The sequence below is a fragment of the Proteus sp. MB838 genome (assembly GCF_054767435.1).
Map to the genome: position 1 here is coordinate 1 of NZ_BAABMO010000056.1, position 17,496 is coordinate 17,496.

General features: G+C 37.5%; 15 protein-coding genes and 1 tRNA gene. 7 read left to right on the top strand and 9 right to left on the bottom strand.

Annotated elements, in window-relative coordinates; translation table 11 throughout:
* Nucleotides 1–251: 251 nt before the first annotated feature.
* Together ACYUCW_RS16630 and ACYUCW_RS16635 are read left to right on the top strand one after the other, a co-directional pair.
* Nucleotides 252–689, top strand: coding sequence for a hypothetical protein (locus tag ACYUCW_RS16630; protein WP_004249569.1), 438 nt, complete (start codon nucleotides 252–254; stop codon nucleotides 687–689).
* A gap of 102 nt (nucleotides 690–791) precedes the next feature.
* Nucleotides 792–2,300, top strand: coding sequence for an SIR2 family protein (locus tag ACYUCW_RS16635; protein WP_004249570.1), 1,509 nt, complete (start codon nucleotides 792–794; stop codon nucleotides 2,298–2,300).
* Between the two features lie 82 nt (nucleotides 2,301–2,382).
* Here the strand turns inward: ACYUCW_RS16635 and ACYUCW_RS16640 are convergent, their stop codons facing one another.
* Nucleotides 2,383–2,565, bottom strand: a complete 183-nt coding sequence (locus ACYUCW_RS16640; RefSeq protein ID WP_051008877.1) for a DNA cytosine methyltransferase — start codon at nucleotides 2,563–2,565, stop codon at nucleotides 2,383–2,385.
* Nucleotides 2,566–2,585: 20 nt separating this feature from the next.
* The gene (locus tag ACYUCW_RS16645; protein ID WP_004249573.1) at nucleotides 2,586–3,527 is read right to left on the bottom strand and encodes a DNA cytosine methyltransferase; all 942 of its coding nucleotides are present in this window, start codon (nucleotides 3,525–3,527) and stop codon (nucleotides 2,586–2,588) included.
* Nucleotides 3,528–3,541: 14 nt separating this feature from the next.
* On the opposite strand from ACYUCW_RS16645, the gene ACYUCW_RS16650 reads away from it, so the two are divergent.
* Entirely contained in the window at nucleotides 3,542–3,778 is a 237-nt protein-coding gene (locus tag ACYUCW_RS16650) for an MvaI/BcnI family restriction endonuclease (RefSeq protein WP_239506421.1), read from the top strand.
* Nucleotides 3,779–4,398: 620 nt separating this feature from the next.
* On the opposite strand, the gene ACYUCW_RS16655 is transcribed toward ACYUCW_RS16650, so the two are convergent.
* The 5 genes from ACYUCW_RS16655 to ACYUCW_RS16675 form a co-directional block, all read right to left on the bottom strand.
* Entirely contained in the window at nucleotides 4,399–4,590 is a 192-nt protein-coding gene (locus ACYUCW_RS16655; RefSeq protein ID WP_004249574.1) for a helix-turn-helix domain-containing protein, read from the bottom strand.
* Between the two features lie 209 nt (nucleotides 4,591–4,799).
* Complete coding sequence (locus ACYUCW_RS16660; protein ID WP_460409070.1) at nucleotides 4,800–5,252, bottom strand: hypothetical protein; 453 nt, start codon at nucleotides 5,250–5,252, stop codon at nucleotides 4,800–4,802.
* A 173-nt stretch (nucleotides 5,253–5,425) separates the two neighbouring features.
* Nucleotides 5,426–6,409 carry a class I SAM-dependent methyltransferase gene (locus ACYUCW_RS16665; protein WP_460409072.1) on the bottom strand — a complete coding sequence of 328 codons (984 nt, stop codon included), beginning with the start codon at nucleotides 6,407–6,409 and terminating at the stop codon, nucleotides 5,426–5,428.
* A 639-nt stretch (nucleotides 6,410–7,048) separates the two neighbouring features.
* Nucleotides 7,049–8,296 carry a tyrosine-type recombinase/integrase gene (locus tag ACYUCW_RS16670; protein ID WP_004249576.1) on the bottom strand — a complete coding sequence of 416 codons (1,248 nt, stop codon included), beginning with the start codon at nucleotides 8,294–8,296 and terminating at the stop codon, nucleotides 7,049–7,051.
* A 188-nt stretch (nucleotides 8,297–8,484) separates the two neighbouring features.
* A tRNA-Leu gene (locus tag ACYUCW_RS16675) sits at nucleotides 8,485–8,569 on the bottom strand.
* A 1,472-nt stretch (nucleotides 8,570–10,041) separates the two neighbouring features.
* Here ACYUCW_RS16675 and ampH point away from each other — a divergent pair.
* Nucleotides 10,042–11,259: a D-alanyl-D-alanine-carboxypeptidase/endopeptidase AmpH gene (ampH, locus tag ACYUCW_RS16680; RefSeq protein ID WP_036900676.1), complete on the top strand. Its 1,218-nt coding sequence runs from the start codon at nucleotides 10,042–10,044 to the stop codon at nucleotides 11,257–11,259.
* A gap of 88 nt (nucleotides 11,260–11,347) precedes the next feature.
* Here ampH and lptG read toward each other — a convergent pair whose 3' ends face one another.
* Nucleotides 11,348–12,427, bottom strand: coding sequence for an LPS export ABC transporter permease LptG (lptG, locus tag ACYUCW_RS16685; RefSeq protein ID WP_004246180.1), 1,080 nt, complete (start codon nucleotides 12,425–12,427; stop codon nucleotides 11,348–11,350).
* On the bottom strand, nucleotides 12,427–13,524 hold the full coding sequence (lptF, locus tag ACYUCW_RS16690; protein WP_004249580.1) for an LPS export ABC transporter permease LptF: 1,098 nt from the start codon (nucleotides 13,522–13,524) through the stop codon (nucleotides 12,427–12,429). Before lptF ends, lptG begins: the two co-directional genes overlap by 1 nt.
* Before the next feature lie 286 nt (nucleotides 13,525–13,810).
* Here lptF and pepA point away from each other — a divergent pair, with 286 nt between their 5' ends.
* The 3 genes from pepA to ACYUCW_RS16705 form a co-directional block, all read left to right on the top strand.
* Complete coding sequence (gene pepA / locus ACYUCW_RS16695) at nucleotides 13,811–15,319, top strand: leucyl aminopeptidase (protein ID WP_004246183.1); 1,509 nt, start codon at nucleotides 13,811–13,813, stop codon at nucleotides 15,317–15,319.
* An 80-nt stretch (nucleotides 15,320–15,399) separates the two neighbouring features.
* Nucleotides 15,400–15,849, top strand: coding sequence for a DNA polymerase III subunit chi (locus tag ACYUCW_RS16700; RefSeq protein WP_460409075.1), 450 nt, complete (start codon nucleotides 15,400–15,402; stop codon nucleotides 15,847–15,849).
* A 13-nt stretch (nucleotides 15,850–15,862) separates the two neighbouring features.
* Nucleotides 15,863–17,496 (top strand): valine--tRNA ligase (locus ACYUCW_RS16705; RefSeq protein WP_460409076.1); only part of this gene is annotated, 1,634 nt, incomplete at its 3' end.

The following is a 17,496-nucleotide window of genomic DNA, read 5'->3' on the forward strand; positions in this document are numbered from 1 at the left end:
CCCCCATTAATAGGAAACGTTTCGAGGACATTTTGTATTACACGATAAAGAGTTGTCTATATGATTGACGTGTTCATATGCCCTACTATTAATCGCGCAACGACAGCATGAAGAATGAGTGCCGCTAGGCTATCAGACAGACAAGTTTTATGCTTCACTGAAGAGGCAGGATATGCCAGTATAATGACTCAAATAAACTACAATCTAGTACGTTTAGAATGGATCACAAGTCAGATAATTAGAGGACCATCATGTCAACTTTTCGTAATGCCCTGCTTTCTTTTTTCGCTGTAGGGTTACTCTCGCCAATAGCGATGGCAAATACCCATACTGTCACTGTCTTCCAATGTGCCAATAAAAATCAAAAGCAAGTTAATATTAGCCTTGTGAATGAGCAGTATATTTATCAGTTCGGCAAACTCAATCAAAAACCTGATATCATTATCACGAGAAAACCAGAACAATTAGAAGGGCGTTATTTAAATCCGAAGGGAGATACGGGTACAGCCCAAATCTATGAAATGGACTTTAGAAATGGTAACTATACTTATACCATTTCCTCTTCTTATTTTGATTCAAAACACGAAGCTCTGGTTGATGTGTACCAAAACGATAAATTACTTACTACCGTCAATTGTTTACCAAATACTATTGTTGATAACCTTAGTGAGCACATTTTTGCCATATAACGCATTATTAACGAATAGCTTTTGGCGATATACCTTTATGTTTAGGATGGCAGCCAGATGAGCAGTGACGGATAGTACTAAAAATAATTGACCGAGGTATATATGAATATAAATGAATTTATAGGGCAATACCGTAACCACCCCGTATTATTCATAGGTGCAGGTATGAGCCTAAGATACCTAGATAATGCCTTTACATGGGATGGATTGTTAAAATTCATTTCATTTGAGCTGAAAGGTAATAATGAGTTCTATTTAGATATAAAAGCTGAGTGCCAAGATAATGGTAAATATGATTATACAAAAATCGCAACAAAGCTTGAACATGAATTCAATAAAGATTTAGGAAATAACAGGAATGGAAAGTTCAAAGAAATCAATGATATTTTTTATCATGAAATGGAGCGAGAAAACTGCCTTAGTCGATTCAAAATTTACATTTCACATTTAGTTAGTAAACTTTCCTATAAAGAAGAAAAAAAGGAAGAACTAGCTGAGCTAAAAAAGATTCGTAAAAATATAGGTTCAGTAATTACAACAAATTACGACTCTCTTATAGAAAGTATATTTAGCTTTGAACCTCTTGTAGGGAATGATATATTATTAAGCAATCCTTATGGTTCAGTTTATAAAATTCATGGTTGTTGTTCAGATCCATCTAAGATAATCATTACCGATGATGACTACTCCAAATTCAATGAAAAGTATGAATTAATACGTGCGCAGTTACTTTCTATTTTTATTCATAACCCAATCATATTCATGGGATATGGAATTGGTGATGATAATATTAAAAGTTTACTAAAAACAATATTTACTTATGTTGAACCAAACTCAAATGACGCAAAAAAAATCAGACATAATTTTTTATTAGTTGAATACAGTGAAGGCTCTAGTTCACATGAAATTAGTGAGCATGATATAGATTTAGAAGGTTTTTCAACAATACGAATAAATAAATTAAAAACGGATGATTTCAATGAGATTTATAAATCATTGTCTAGTTTAAATTTACCAGTTTCAGCTATGGATATTAGAAAAGTTCAAAGTATTGTAAAAGATATATACTCTGGTGCAAGAGAAGATGGCAGCAGTGTTACAGTTAACATAACTGAAGATATTGACTCTCTTAATAATAACGATAAAATTCTAGTAATAGGTTCTAGAAAATCAATCAGTTATGAACATAGAAATGCATCAAGCTTTATGTCAGACTATTTTGAAATAATTGAGGAATCGAACCATCCATTAATTCGACTAATAGATAAAATTAATATAGCCAGCTCTCAATGGTTTCCTATTTATGGCTTCAACTTAATTTACCCAGAACTTGAAAAAGCAGAAACATTAAAAGAACAACAATTAAAAAAAATAAAAGATAATATAGAACGTTTGCCTATTAGTGCAAAAACAAAACATACTAATATAGAAGAAATTTATCATGATGAATCAATAACGGGAGCCAATAAGCTTAATGCTATAATGTGGGGCACATGGAATAATAATCTTAATTTAGATGAAGTTGAAAACACTTTAAAGTTAATGCCTGATAAAAAAGGGACTGGATACAGAAGAATATTATGTGCCTATGACTATAAAAAAAACCAGTAACTACTAAATAACCGCCAAATAGTGGCGGTTATTAAAAAATTTTAACCGGAAGGTTAATTAACAAATAGTTAAAGTATACTTGTTAATTTTTAGTTAGCTGAATAAGCAACTCAGTAACCACTTTACCAATTGCCAAACCTAGTAACGGTGGCACAGCATTTCCCACCTGAGTATATTGAGGTACTTCAAATTTACGCATTTGCCCACCAGTAGTCACTTTTGAGCGAAATACAAAGTTATCAGGAAATGACTGAATCCTTGCCATTTCTCTAACCGTGAGAACCCTCAATTCATTTTATCATAATGACATGCATCATCAGGTATCGATAAAGCCGCCGGCGCAGGTTGATTAGGATCTAACGCTTTTTGTGAATGCTTCTTAGTTGGGTGATTTCGTAAATATTCAATAAAACTGTCTTTTGAATCGAAACATTCAATTTTGTTGTTATCTTTTAAAAACTCATAGCCTTTTACTTGTTCCCAGACTACATCTGATAATGAGCAAGAATCACCTTTCAATATATCGAATATTTCTTTCTTTACCGTTGTACTTTGGCTTTGTTGTACAACTTGGTATAACCGAAATCTACGCTGAACATGATAACCATTACTTCTATGGTCGTGGTTACTTAGCTTCTCATGCTCTAACAATACAGTTGAGAATGTTTCATTCAAGCTTTCAACAAATTTCGATGATTTTGTCGGAGATGTTTGTTTTAAATCATCTAAAGCTTCTTTGACTGATACAGGCTCATGACCAACAAGATGGTGCAAAAATGAACCTTCAAACAACGAAATATTCTTCACTGGGTCATAACATTCAAGTGTTCCCATGACCGCTTTGTCTGGGTTATTTTGAACAAGTTTGTAGAATTTCTCTGATGAAAAAAGTAATTTATAATCAATGCTCTCACTATCAAAAGAGCTTTTGATATCTTCAAATATATCAGCGCGTATTGCTATCATGATAAAACGAGGTCTGTTCTGTGGGACGCCTGCAAACCTAGCGTTCACATGTAAGCATAGTGGAATATATTTTTTTTCAGCAAATGCTTTTGCAACCTCAAACCAAGCATAAAAGGGCTTTCCATCGCTATCTTTGAATGCCCTTAAGATCCCTGTTACATTCTCTAAAACAGCAATTTTAGGTTGCACATACTCAACAAACTTAGCAAATTCCCAAGGAAGCATATTTTTGTCGCTATCTTTTTCCCGTAATCCAGCCATACTAAAACCTTGGCATGGAGGGCCTCCAGAAAGGCGTTGAATATTTTCAGCTAATTTCTGTTACTCATACAAAAGCCCCCCTCTTGAACCAATTAATGCCTTTGCTTGAAAATGGAACCATAACTATGGACCATTTAATTAAACGCTCAGCAAAAAATGGTAGAGTATCGGAAAAAGGACCATTGTTTAAAATCAACTCAAGAGATCTGGGCTTGATATTCCCTGAGCCCGTGAAATATAGTTTGCTATGAATTTAAAATAAATAAAAATATTGGGTCATGTATTCAACATGTAGATCACCGTGTTTAGCTGTACTAGTGTGATTACCAAGGGGAACTGACGGTATAATTAGCAACTGACTTTGACGTATCCACATTATTAGTATTAGCCCAAGTTGGCAATTCAAGCCGATTTGGGAAGCAACTCCAACTTAGCCAACCTTAATGCCGTAGTATTCATATTTTCTCTCAATCATATTTGACGTACTCCATTAGGACTAATTCACTATCCATGCTGGCGAGATATTCGAGACAGACCTAGATGAGGGTTTTAAGGCTGAGGTCTATGACAACTTTATTATGCTCTTCTTCTGAACTGTTTTTATGTCTTAAATCAGGCGTCTCTTACCGCCTTAGCGTATCTATTCCGCCTTGCTTGATTAATCATCTGTTGCGGTAAATGGTGTCTCTAGATACAGCACTGAGACTAGAGGCTTCCGATATATTACAAAGTTTGTCCACTAACGCTAGCACATCTAATTTTTTCTGTACTTCGATATTCTCCATTGAAGTTTTAATGAGTAGATTAAAATCGAAATATTTCTCACGAATAAGCTGTTGTACTATTTGTTTCAATTTATCTGACGTTTTATTTATGGGAGATTTACTGTACTACTATGAACAATGAATTGCACATCCACTTTACGATATCGTTGAAGGTAACGTTCAATAGTTCGTCTAGATTTATTGAGAAGTTTAGTTACATTATTAATAGTCAAACGACCTTCAGCGACTTTAGCAATGGCATCAACAGTCAACTGAGCTTTGGAATTCGTTATGATCATCCTTAGCACCTCTCAAATGTTTGAAATAAACATTTAAAAATGTACGATTAAAGCTCACAATCAAATTCCCTTGGAAATTAGCGACCACGACAATATCGCTTGGTATTAACACAGAAAAAATCTGAACCAGATTTTACCTGACAGACATCTGTATAAATAACCGGCAGCTGTCAGGTCAATTCTGAACTAGTAAAAATAACTCAATCTAACTAAAGAATTTCATCTCTAACTTTTAATATTTTTTCTAGGAACCCGTCCTCCATTCGACAAACGGATGCTGTTCCGAAAAAGAATTCATTATTATATATCATCCTATGTTTCGCAACGGCATCCAATATAAATCGAAAGCTGTACTGTCTTTCGACATCTTGCATCCCTGAATAAAACATATCAAAAGAAGGCATCCAATCATATAAATAACGACACTCATCCAAAACAAACAAATCCATATACATTTGAGTATCTTTAGCTTTATAAGTCCATCGTTGAGTTTGTTCAATATTAACATGATAGGGTACTGATAATTGTCTGAACAGAACCTCTTTAACTTGATGAAATAAAAACAAATCACAAAATGGATATAATGTTTTATGCCAATTAAATTTTGATAATTCGATCAGAGATTCATTATAATAATCTTTCTCCCCCCAACCTTCTCCCATAAGGAAATGCATTGTGGATATATTTCTTATTAGTGAATTAGCATCATTATCTATACTTAATTGAGATAAAAATGATAAACAAAATTTATTATACGATGAGTTAGTGTAAATGTGCTGTGAATAATTTTTATCATTCTTGTTATAATTTTCATTTATAGCCGCAAACGTCCACATTATGGGATAAAATGCTGCATCTGTAATAACATCCCCCCATTATAATCACAATCAAAATGATATAATGAATCGATTTTTTTTTGTATACTTTGTTTATCTCCCAATTTAAACATATATTTGAATAATGAATTAGACGATACAAAATTCTCATAAGGGGATATAACAGAAATCGTATCAATTAATAGTCTTGTAATATACTGACCGTAATAATTTTCTATATTATCAGCCACCTCACTTCGCCATTTATCTGGATCGAAGCCATGAGATATTGCCCCATCCATGCAATTCCATTTTGGATCATTTGTTTCTAAGAATGACTTAGGATATAAATAGTCAGCAGTTAATGTTGCAAGATTAATGTGGTCCTCTTCATTTTGTGTTTTAGATGGAAGACTGACATTCGTAATCAATACTCCTAGTGGGGTAAGTGCATGATGCTTTAATATAGTAGTAATTGTTTTTAATGTTTTTTGCCCACCTTTCTTACTCGGCAATGGACCACAAAAATCTAGGTAAATAATATCAAATTTTTGCGGGGATACCTCAAAAAAATCACCAATATTTGATTTAATCAATTTTATAAAAGGAAACTTTGAAGACAATGCAGAAATAACAGCCTCATTATATATTTTAGAATCACTTTCGAAAGCCCAAATGTTTTCCGGCAGTATTCCTAGATTAGTCATTTCATTAATATCATTTTCAGGATTTGGACCTGATAAATAAGCAATTTTCAAGCTAGAGGCAGTTTTATCATGAATTATTGAGCTATAAAAATCTTCCCATCTTTTAATTGTTGAATCAGATAACTTATCTACAAGGAATGCCCTCGTATCATCGCTTTCATTTTTATAAAAAGATTTCACTCGTCTTATATAATCCTTAGGGCATAAAGTTGAATCTGACCTTTTAACTGTCAACTTTTCAATTGCTGTGTGAATAACTTCTTTTCTAGCTATTTTCTTCTGTTCTTCATTGTACATTTAGGCCTCCAATATTTCTATGTTCACTGTTATATTTAATTAAAAATCAGATTCAACCAATTTAAAAATGCCGTATCCAACTCATTTCTAGATAATAAAGAAAATTTAAAACCGAGTAAATAAAGTAGGATCATTGATATATTACCATAATAAAAGCAGTAATTATGGATAATAACTATCGTTCATGAAATAGCACTAATAGCTGTTTTTTTACTATTTAAATTAAGCTTGTTTCCCTATATGAAAACAATTTTAACAAAAAACTTTAATAGAAATAGATTTAATGACAACCATCATCGGCAAGCTGATTGCTGCGACCGTCATACCTGATGACATACCAATCACATCTAGCTGTACTAGAGTGATTACCAAAGGAAACTGACAGTATAATTACCAAGTAACTTTGACGTATCCACATTATCAGTGTCAGCCCAAGTTGGTGGCTATTCAATAATCGACTCAGTATCATCAAATAATTAGTTATAAAATAAGTACACCATGTAAAAATACAAGTAAAAATTTCAAATGTGACATAATGCGGTTAAACTATTCACAATTAACATACAAACAGTTTAATTCCTATTAATTCAATGCATTAAAATTTAAATTATCAACTGATAAAGTGGATATTTACATTCCTTACTTCCCAAACCCAAACGCCCCCACATGCCCTTCCCTATTCCCCTCCAGATAATCCGCCCACCACTGCACCATAAGCCGTCGTTCCTCAATATGCTCAGCCTTATGAATATAAGCCGCACGCACTGAGTTACGCTCTTGGTGGCTCATTTGCCTTTCTACCGCATCCTTCGACCATAGCCCTGACTCAATCAACGAGCTACAGGCCATTGTTCTAAAACCATGCCCATACACTTCCGTTTTAGTGTCATATCCCATCACACGTAATGCATTATTAACCGTGTTTTCACTCATTGGTTTTCTTGGATTATGATCGCCAATAAAGATCAGCTCGTGATTACCGCTGAATTGATAGATCTGTTTTAAGATCTCAATGGCTTGTCGACTTAAAGGGACTAAATGGGTAGTACGCATTTTTGATCCGCGATGGGAATGCTTAACCCCTTCTATCGTTTCGCGTTCAGCGGGGATCGTCCACATGGCATTTTCAAAATCGATTTCATCCCAACGAGCGAAACGCAGTTCACTAGAACGAATGAAGACTAACAAGGTGAGCTTTACTGCAAGTTTAGTTAAAGGTCTTCCCTTATAATCATCAATGCGTTGTAAAAACTCAGGTAAGCGTTTAAGTTCTAAGGCAGCTCTATGAACTCGTTTACCTGTAGCCACAGCACCCGCCATATCTTGAGCTGGATTATAGTCGATTAAACCGCTTTGTACGGCATAACGCATAATGGCTGTCACACGCTGTTGTAAGCGAGCTGCCACCTCAAGACGTCCAGACATCTCTACGTCTTTGATGGGTTCGAGGAGATCGCGTGTTTTCAGTTCGGCAATATTGCGTTTACCAATAGCAGTAAAGATATTGTCCTCAAGGCTTTTAAGTACTCGATGGCTATGCCCTTCCGACCATTTCTTATTGGTTGCATGCCAATCACGTGCAACCTTCTCGAATGTATTAAATTCTTTTTGTTGCTCTTCTTTCACTTCTTTGCGTTTTTCGCTTGGATCAAATCCATTAGCAATTAACTTTCTTGCTGCATCTCTTTTCTCTCTGGCTTCAGCAAGCGAGATGTCAGGATAAACACCCAGCGCTAACATTTTTTGCTTACCACCAAAGCGATACTGTAAACGCCAATATTTTGAGCCGTTGGTATGTACCATCAAGTGCATACCATCACCATCGGTCAATTTATACGATTTATCCAAAGGCTTGGCAGCCCTGACTTTAGCATCAGTAAGAGCCATAATTTATCTCCTTGCGTTGGTACAAACTATTATCGAATCGAGAGATACCAACACATATACCAACAATAGGTACTTGATGTGGGTTGACCTTAGTATACTTGGGAAGACTGAAAAGTGGGGAAAAGCCTTGTAAAACTGGGATTTCAGATACAAAAAAAGACGTCCGTTGACGTCCCTTGATGTTCTTATGGTGCCGAAGGCCGGACTCGAACCGGCACACCCGAAGGCGGTTGATTTTGAATCAACTGCGTCTACCAATTCCGCCACTCCGGCACTGAAGTGTGTTTGGAAAACAGGCTCATTATACTTGCGTGAGGAACCCTCGCAACAATTATTGTTGGTTTTCAGTTTGATTGGCGAAAAAAAGTGCATTTATCTTATCGTTCTTCTATGAATGGGGCAAACTTGTAACATTCATCTATCGATAAGCAACATTGAATTTAACAAGTCTCAATCCCTAAGTCTCTTAGCACACTGACTTCATTTATTTGTGCATAATGGATTATTTTCTGTTGTCATCGTTATAGCTGAGCAGTAGATAAAATCGATATATTAAATTATATATAACGAGATATAAAAAAAGGATCAAAACTGGGTTAGTGTTTTGATCCGACGGTACTGCAATTTAAGGGCTTAATTTTATTTTTATGACTATCGTTATTTTTTTAATGTCACTGCCCTTTTCTTCCCTGGTGTAAGGAAGAATTTTTATTTTAAATAGAGTGTTATATTTAATATATATTGTTATTTAAAATAGATAGCCTCTAACTATTTCTTTAACTATATAGTTAATAAATAGCTTTATTTGCCTATCTATTGATTTACTTACTGTTATTTAAACTATTTTTATTTTTTAAGATAATAATACTTAGTTAAATAAAAGTCTTATCTTTAAATAAAAAGCCCTCTATTAAAATAGATTTATTTATACTGATGATTAATTCATTATTATTTTATTACGGCGACGTTTTACTCTCTTTTTATTTATACACTTTCCTTTCATCTTGTTATGTTTTATTTCTCTTTGATCATTTTCCCTTGTTAATTTTGTTAATATGTCTTTACTCTCATTTAGTGTTTAGCTGTCGATTTGATGAGATTATATTAAGTTTTCTTTGTATGTTTCACAACAATTAAAGTATTACAAAGTATAACACGTAGAGTGAGTATCTTTACAAAAACCTTGAAAATGGATAATTTAAATATATGTCTAGAATATAAAACCAGAAACTAATTAATTTAAAGAATATAAATTCATTAATTAACATTTACTTGATAAACAACTGTTAACCGAATAATAAAGAAAAGCTAATAATAAAGTAAAAATAGGCAAAATTTAGGGGGGATTGTAACACCTTTGTAATACTTTCCTGTTTTTTTCACCCTTTTTATGTACAAAAAATAACCAATAATAAGATTTTTATGATGTCCTTCACAAAAAATCTCTTTGTAGAAGTCCTTCAGCCTATTTTACATCAACTTTTCATTAACCCACTATTGCTCTGATAGACATTCTTATTTCTGATAATATAATCAAAATTTGGTTTAAATCTGCTATAAAGGGGATGGTATGGGTATTGTTAGCTGGATCATGGCCGGTATTTTTATTGGGCTTGTTTTAGGTGCTGTACTAAAAATGATAAATAAAAACAAAAAGTAACGCGATAAAACAATCATCCATTTATGTTATGGCTGATTTATTTTGTTCTCTTTTCTTTCACCTTACTCGTTATGTTGATCATAAAATGAAAAAACATCTCCTAAAATATCTCCTCATTCCTGTTGCACTACTTACGCTCAATGCCTGTAGTCAACGAGCAACGGTAACGCCAACGTTACCCGCTAAGTTTAATCAACATAATGTGCCTGAATTGTCACAATGGCCAACCACCTTATCACCAAAGGCGAATAATAGTCGGGAGATTTTTGATAAGTATGCTCAGCAGATTTATCAAAAGAGTAACCCTCAAGGAATGGTGATTGTCATGATTAACAATACGCAATCTCTTAATCGTGCTTTTGGTACTACAAGCCCCGATAGCCGTCAAACCCCGTCAATGAACTCATTAATACGTATTGCTTCTATTACTAAATTAATGACGAGTGAAGTGATGTTAAAATTACAAGATGATGGCAAGTTGTTGGTTACTGATCCTCTGCAAAAATATAGTTATTATGGTGTCGATATTCCATTAGTGAACAATCAATCTCCTATTCGTCTTTATCATTTAGCTACCCATACCAGTGGTTTTCCTCGTGAACAACCCGGCGGAAAATGGGGTAGACCGGTTTTTATTTGGCCAACCCATGGCGATCGCTGGAACTGGCTAAAAAAAGCCTCTTTAACAACACCGGCGGGACAATCTGCCTCTTATTCTAATCTGGCTTATGATTTATTAGCAGATGCATTAGTGAAAGCCTCTGGTAAAAACTATCCTCAACTATTAAAACAGTATGTGACACAACCTGCGGGAATGCGTGATACCACGTTAACGCCAAGTAGCACACAATGTCAGCGATTATTAATTGGTTATAGACCCAGCCCTTGTTCTGAAACTATCGCCGCCGCCGGAAGTGGGGGGGTTTATTCTACGCCTGCAGATATGCAACGTTGGATGCAAGGCTTTTTAAACTCAAATAATACGATGAGAAAAGCGACGGCCAGTAAAGAGCAGTCTATTTATTTTCCGCGCCAACGACTATCTTCTATTGAAGGGATGGATGTTGCAGGGCGAGCGGATGGCATTGGCTTAGGATGGGTTTATATGGCGCCTGCCAATGGTGTGCCTGCTATTTACCAAAAAACCGGCGGTGGCGGTGGTTTTAATACCTATATGGCAACCATTCCTGAATTAAATATCGGTGTTTTTGTTGTCATCACCCGTAAAGCTAATGGCACCAAGTTTAGTGAAGTGACTCGAGGTACAAATGCCCTTGTGCGTGCTTTAGCACAAAGTTTTTAAACGAAATAATCAACTTATAGACCGATAAAAAAGCGCCTTGATTGTTGAAGGCGCTTTTTCTTTAAGCATTGTTAATCGTTAATACTACTTAGCGATTACGCCTCATTAATAACCATAAACTTAATACTAAAAAGAGCATACCAGGAACTAAGGCTGCCACTACGGCAGGAATGCCATATACCAAACTTAATCGGCCTGAGACTTCATTCACAATATAGAACAGAAAACCAAAGGCTATTCCTGTTACCACACGCAGCCCCATAGGTACAGTACGTAATGGGCCAAAAATAAATGACAGCGCCATTAGCATCATCACTGCAACAGAAATAGGCGCAAAGATTTTTTTCCAGAAGTTCAGCTCATAATTGGCTGATTCTTGCCCACTCTGTTTGAGGTATTTTACATATTGATATAAGCCACTTATGGATAAGGCATCTGGATCTAATGCCACAACACTCAGTTTTTCAGGTGTTAGGCGAGTCTGCCACTCTAAAGATACCTGTTTTTTACCCGTGATTTTTTGTGGCGAAGTAAGATCAGATTGCTCAACTTGTTTCAGTAACCACACTTTTTTATCTGGATCATAAGTGGCACTGGATGCATAACGCACAGTTTCAAGTTTTCGATTATTATCGAAATTATACAGCGTAATGCCTTGCATCTCATTTTGGCTTTTAATACGGTTAATATAGATAAATTGATTACCATCTTTAGCCCACATTCCACGGTTAGTGGACACTAAAGAGTTACCCATGATCTTTTCTGCACGGTAATTACGTGCATATTGTTCACCTTGCGGTGCCCCCCACTCGCCAATTAATACCGTTAACAGTACTAATGGGATCGCGGTTTTCATCACGGAGCCAGCAATTTGCAAACGAGTAAAACCCGATGCCTGCATCACCACCAGCTCACTACGTGTCGCTAATGCCCCTAGCCCTAATAAAGCCCCTAATAAGGCCGCCATCGGAAAGAAGATTTGCACATCTTTGAGGATATTTAAAACCGCATAAATCCCCGCATCTAAGGTCGTAAAATCACCTTGCCCTACTTTGCGCAGCTGATCGACGAATTTGATAATGCCAGACAGTGATACCAGTAAAAATAGCGTCATCAAAATCGATTGCAAAATCGTACGCCCGATATATTTATCTAATACACCAAACATCAGGCAACTCCTTTCTTAAAGCGAGCACGTAGTTTGCGCATTGGTAAGGTATCCCACGCATTCAATAACAGCGCTAAAGCAAAATAAATCCCATTCACTGTCCACATAGCAATAAGTGGGTCAACTTTTCCTTTTTCACCGCTTGAACGCAAGGAGCTTTGTAATAGGAAAAACACCAAATAAAGTAACATCGCCGGCAACATACTTAATACTCGCCCTTGACGTGGGTTGACTTCACTTAACGGCACAACCATTAACGCCATGATCACCACAGAGAAAATTAAGGTTAAACGCCAATGAAATTCAGCGATAGACTCAGGCTCTGTTGAGTGCCACAACTCATTCATGGTTTTTTGTTCGACGCGATTACGGCTAATAGTAGACTCTCGATGGCCTATCACCGCTTGGTAATCGGTAAAATCAGTAATACGAAAATCGCGTAGTACCGCCGTACCTTCATACCGCGTACCCTCGCTAAGTACCACGACTTGGTTACCGTTTGGTAGCTCTTTGGTATACCCTTTATCCGCCACCACAACAGATGGGCGTTGGTTTTGTGTTGGACGCAATTGAGCCAAGAAAACATCTTGGAATTGGTTGCCCTTTACGCTACCGAGATAAAGCACCATATTACGGTCACTGGACATTTTAAATTGTCCTTCCATTAATGCCGCTAAGCTTGGATTGGCTTTTGCATCTTCCAGCACTTGCTCTTGATGTACAGACGACCATGGTATCAACCACACCACATTCCCTGCCGCCAAGACGCTAGTAAGTAATGACAACAATAGTGCTGCTTGCACTAATGCTTTTTTACCTATTCCACAGGCATTCATGACGGTTATCTCACTTTCAACATAAAGTTTGCTGTAAGTCATCAGAAGACCAAGAAAAAGGCTTAATGGTAGAATAAGCTGTGCCATCTCGGGGATCCCCAGCCACAGCAGAGAAACCACAAGGTTTGTAGGAATATTACCTTCTACAGCAGCCCCTAAAATTTCAACCAGCTTTTGGCTAAAGAAGATAAGCATCAAGATAAATAAGATGGCTATCTGACTTTTAAGGGTTTCCCGAGCTAAATATCGAATTATAATCACGCTAGTTATGCCTGTGAAAACTTGTCTTTTTGCAGGAAAATCGCTAACTTCGTTGTATATCTATCATTTGTGCATCTCAGTTAGACATTCTTGCAGCCCAAATGATATCAAAACATGCTATAAACAGGTTCCCAATCAGAACAAGCTTATAAGTTAGCTAAATTAGTTGTGTTCAATTAATGCATTTAGCTTAACATAAAAAGTAAACTTTCTATGGGGTAGATTAATACGGATCACTATTCTAAACGATACTTTCCGTTTTTGTCTTTAATATTCAGGAGAACGCATGGAGTTTAATGTAAAAAGCGGCAGCCCAGAGAAACAACGCAGCGCTTGTATTATCGTGGGGGTGTTTGAGCCTCGTCGTTTATCTCCGATAGCGGAGCAACTTGATAAAATCAGCGATGGTTACATCAGCGCCTTATTACGCCGTGGTGAACTGGAAGGTAAAGTCGGCCAGTCATTGCTGCTGCACCATGTGCCAAATGTTCTCTCTGAGCGCGTTTTGCTGATTGGTTGTGGTAAAGAGCGTGAATTGGATGAACGTCAGTACAAACAAATTATTCAGAAAACAATTAACACGCTCAATGAAACAGGGTCAATGGAAGCAGTTTGTTTTCTGACTGAGCTACATGTTAAAGGCCGTAATAATTACTGGAAAGTACGTCAAGCGGTTGAGACTGCAAAAGACTGCCTCTATACCTTTGATCAACTGAAAAGTAATAAAACCGAATTACGTCGTCCATTACGTAAAATGGTCTTTAATGTCCCTACTCGACGTGAATTACCAAGCGGTGAGCGTGCTATTGCCCACGGCTTAGCTATTGCATCAGGGATCAAAGCCTGTAAAGATTTAGCTAATATGCCACCTAATATCTGTAATGCGGCATACTTAGCCTCTCAAGCTCGCCAACTCGCTGACTCATCCGCGAATGTCTCTACCCGAGTCATTGGTGAAGAGCAGATGAAAGAGCTAAATATGAATGCCTATTTAGCGGTCGGTCAAGGTTCACAAAATGAATCTTTAATGTCGATTATTGAATATAAAGGTAATCAAGATCCTGAATCCCGTCCAATTGTATTGGTTGGTAAAGGGCTCACCTTTGATTCTGGTGGTATTTCAATTAAACCTGCTGATGGCATGGATGAAATGAAATACGACATGTGTGGTGCAGCAACAGTATATGGTGTGATGCGCGTCGTTGCTGAGTTACAACTACCTATTAATGTCATCGGTGTATTGGCTGGCTGTGAAAATATGCCGGGTGGTAAAGCCTATCGCCCTGGTGATATTCTTACTACTATGTCAGGCCAGACTGTTGAGGTATTAAATACGGATGCTGAAGGTCGCTTAGTGCTGTGTGATACATTAACCTACGTTGAGCGCTTTGAGCCTGAGTTAGTTATTGATATCGCCACATTAACAGGGGCTTGTATGGTGGCATTAGGTCATCATTATAGTGGATTAATGTCTAACCATAACCCATTAGCCCATGAATTAATGAATGCTTCAGAGCAAGCGGGCGATCGCGCATGGCGCTTACCTTTAGGCGAAGAGTTCTATGAGCAAATTGAATCTAATTTTGCCGATCTTGCCAATACGGGTGGACGTTTAGGGGGAGCCATTACCGCAGGTTGTTTCTTAGCGCGCTTTGCAAGCAAATATAACTGGGCACATTTAGATATCGCAGGTACGGCATGGCGCTCTGGTAAAGCAAAAGGTGCTACGGGTCGCCCAGTATCTTTACTGTCGCAGTTCTTATTAAACCGCGCAGGTTTGAATAGCGACGAGTAATACCGCATAATTATTAAGGTAAATAGAGCAGACTCATAGAAGGGTATTGCAATGCAATACCCTTCTATTATCGGGATATCATGAAAAACGCCACGTTTTATTTAATGGAACATCCATCAATACATCAAGATTTACAAGCCCATGAATGGCTTGCTTGTCAACTTGCCGCAGAACATTGGCGTTTAGGCAAACGGGTTTTGCTCGTCTGTGATTCACAGCCACAAGCTGAATTGTTGGATGAAGCACTATGGGCAAGAGAGCCACATCAATTTGTGCCTCATAACCTAGCAGGTGAAGGGCCTCGTTATGGTGCACCTGTTGAATTATGTTGGCCGGGCAAACGGGGCAATGCCCCGCGTGATCTCCTGATTAATTTGCAGTCACAATTTGCAGACTTTGCCACAGCTTTCCATGAAGTGATAGACTTCGTACCTATCGATGAACAATTAAAACAGTTGGCGCGAGAACGATATAAAATTTATCGTAGCGTCAGCTTTACTTTGACAATGGCTACGCCGCCAACCTATTGAATACGTAAAGAATATGGAAAATAAATCCGCACCGAAAGAGCCATCGCTCGATACAACTTATAATCCGACAGAGATTGAACAACCTCTGTATCAACATTGGGAAAAAAATGGCTACTTTAAAGCCAATGGTGATACATCCAAAGAAAGCTTTTGTATTGTGATCCCACCACCTAATGTGACAGGTAGCCTGCACATGGGTCATGCTTTCCAACAAACCATCATGGACACCATGATCCGCTATCAACGTATGCAGGGTAAAAATACCTTGTGGCAAGCGGGTACTGACCATGCAGGTATCGCAACACAGATGGTTGTTGAGCGTAAGATTGCTGCTGAAGAAGGTAAAAACCGCCATGATTATGGCCGTGATGCTTTCATCGATAAAATTTGGGAGTGGAAAGCAGAGTCCGGCGGTAATATCTCTAACCAAATGCGCCGTTTAGGTAACTCCGTAGATTGGGATCGCGAACGCTTTACCATGGATGAAGGTTTATCTAAAGCAGTAAAAGAAGCCTTCGTTCGTTTACACAAAGAAGATCTTATCTATCGTGGCAAACGTCTTGTTAACTGGGATCCTAAATTACACACTGCCATTTCCGATCTCGAAGTTGAAAACCGCGAAGTAAAAGGCTCAATGTGGCATCTGCGTTATCCATTAGCTGATGGCGTTAAAACGGCAGAGGGTAAAGATTATCTGATTGTTGCCACGACTCGTCCTGAAACACTGTTAGGTGATACTGGCGTTGCGGTTAACCCAGAAGATCCACGTTATAAAGATCTGATTGGTAAAGAGGTTATTCTACCTTTAATGAACCGTCGTATTCCTATTTTAGCGGATGAACACGCGGATATGGAAAAAGGCACCGGTTGTGTAAAAATCACCCCTGCCCATGACTTTAATGACTATGAAGTAGGTCGTCGCCATCAACTACCAATGATTAATATCATGGATTTTGATGGCAATATTCGTGTTAGCGCAGAAGTATTAGACACTAACGGTGTTGAATCTGATGTATATAGCACAGAGATCCCAGAAGCCTACCAAGGTATGGAACGTTTTGCAGCACGTAAAGCTATTGTTGCTGAATTTGAACGTTTAGGATTATTAGAAGAGATCAAACCTCACGATTTAACGGTACCTTACGGTGATCGTGGTGGTGTGGTTATTGAACCTTTATTAACTGACCAATGGTATGTCCGTGCAGCACCTTTAGCGAAACCTGCGGTAGAAGCGGTTAAAAATGGCGATATTCAATTTGTACCTAAACAGTACGAAAACATGTATTTCTCTTGGATGAATGATATTCAAGATTGGTGTATTTCTCGTCAACTGTGGTGGGGTCATCGTATCCCGGCTTGGTATGATAACGAAGGTCATGTTTATGTCGGTCGTGACGAAGAAGAAGTGCGTCGTGAAAATAACATTGCTGCCGATGTAGCATTACGCCAAGATGAAGACGTACTCGATACGTGGTTCTCTTCTGCACTGTGGACATTCTCAACCTTAGGCTGGCCAGAAAACACCGAAGCACTGAAAACATTCCATCCAACGAATATGTTAGTGAGCGGTTTCGATATTATCTTCTTCTGGATTGCCCGCATGATCATGATGACCATGCACTTTATTAAAGATGATGAAGGTAAACC

Excerpts from the sequence above, each read along its gene's own strand:
- ACYUCW_RS16630 (WP_004249569.1), top strand. The coding sequence starts at position 252 with ATGTCAACTTTTCGTAATGCCCTGCTTTCTTTTTTCGCTGTAGGGTTA.
- ACYUCW_RS16635 (WP_004249570.1), top strand. The coding sequence starts at position 792 with ATGAATATAAATGAATTTATAGGGCAATACCGTAACCACCCCGTATTA.
- ACYUCW_RS16640 (WP_051008877.1), bottom strand. The coding sequence starts at position 2,565 with ATGGCAAGGATTCAGTCATTTCCTGATAACTTTGTATTTCGCTCAAAA.
- ACYUCW_RS16645 (WP_004249573.1), bottom strand. The coding sequence starts at position 3,527 with ATGGCTGGATTACGGGAAAAAGATAGCGACAAAAATATGCTTCCTTGG.
- ACYUCW_RS16650 (WP_239506421.1), top strand. The coding sequence starts at position 3,542 with ATGGAGGGCCTCCAGAAAGGCGTTGAATATTTTCAGCTAATTTCTGTT.
- ACYUCW_RS16655 (WP_004249574.1), bottom strand. The coding sequence starts at position 4,590 with ATGATCATAACGAATTCCAAAGCTCAGTTGACTGTTGATGCCATTGCT.
- ACYUCW_RS16660 (WP_460409070.1), bottom strand. The coding sequence starts at position 5,252 with ATGGGAGAAGGTTGGGGGGAGAAAGATTATTATAATGAATCTCTGATC.
- ACYUCW_RS16665 (WP_460409072.1), bottom strand. The coding sequence starts at position 6,409 with ATGTACAATGAAGAACAGAAGAAAATAGCTAGAAAAGAAGTTATTCAC.
- ACYUCW_RS16670 (WP_004249576.1), bottom strand. The coding sequence starts at position 8,296 with ATGGCTCTTACTGATGCTAAAGTCAGGGCTGCCAAGCCTTTGGATAAA.
- ampH (WP_036900676.1), top strand. The coding sequence starts at position 10,042 with ATGAAAAAACATCTCCTAAAATATCTCCTCATTCCTGTTGCACTACTT.
- lptG (WP_004246180.1), bottom strand. The coding sequence starts at position 12,427 with ATGTTTGGTGTATTAGATAAATATATCGGGCGTACGATTTTGCAATCG.
- pepA (WP_004246183.1), top strand. The coding sequence starts at position 13,811 with ATGGAGTTTAATGTAAAAAGCGGCAGCCCAGAGAAACAACGCAGCGCT.
- ACYUCW_RS16700 (WP_460409075.1), top strand. The coding sequence starts at position 15,400 with ATGAAAAACGCCACGTTTTATTTAATGGAACATCCATCAATACATCAA.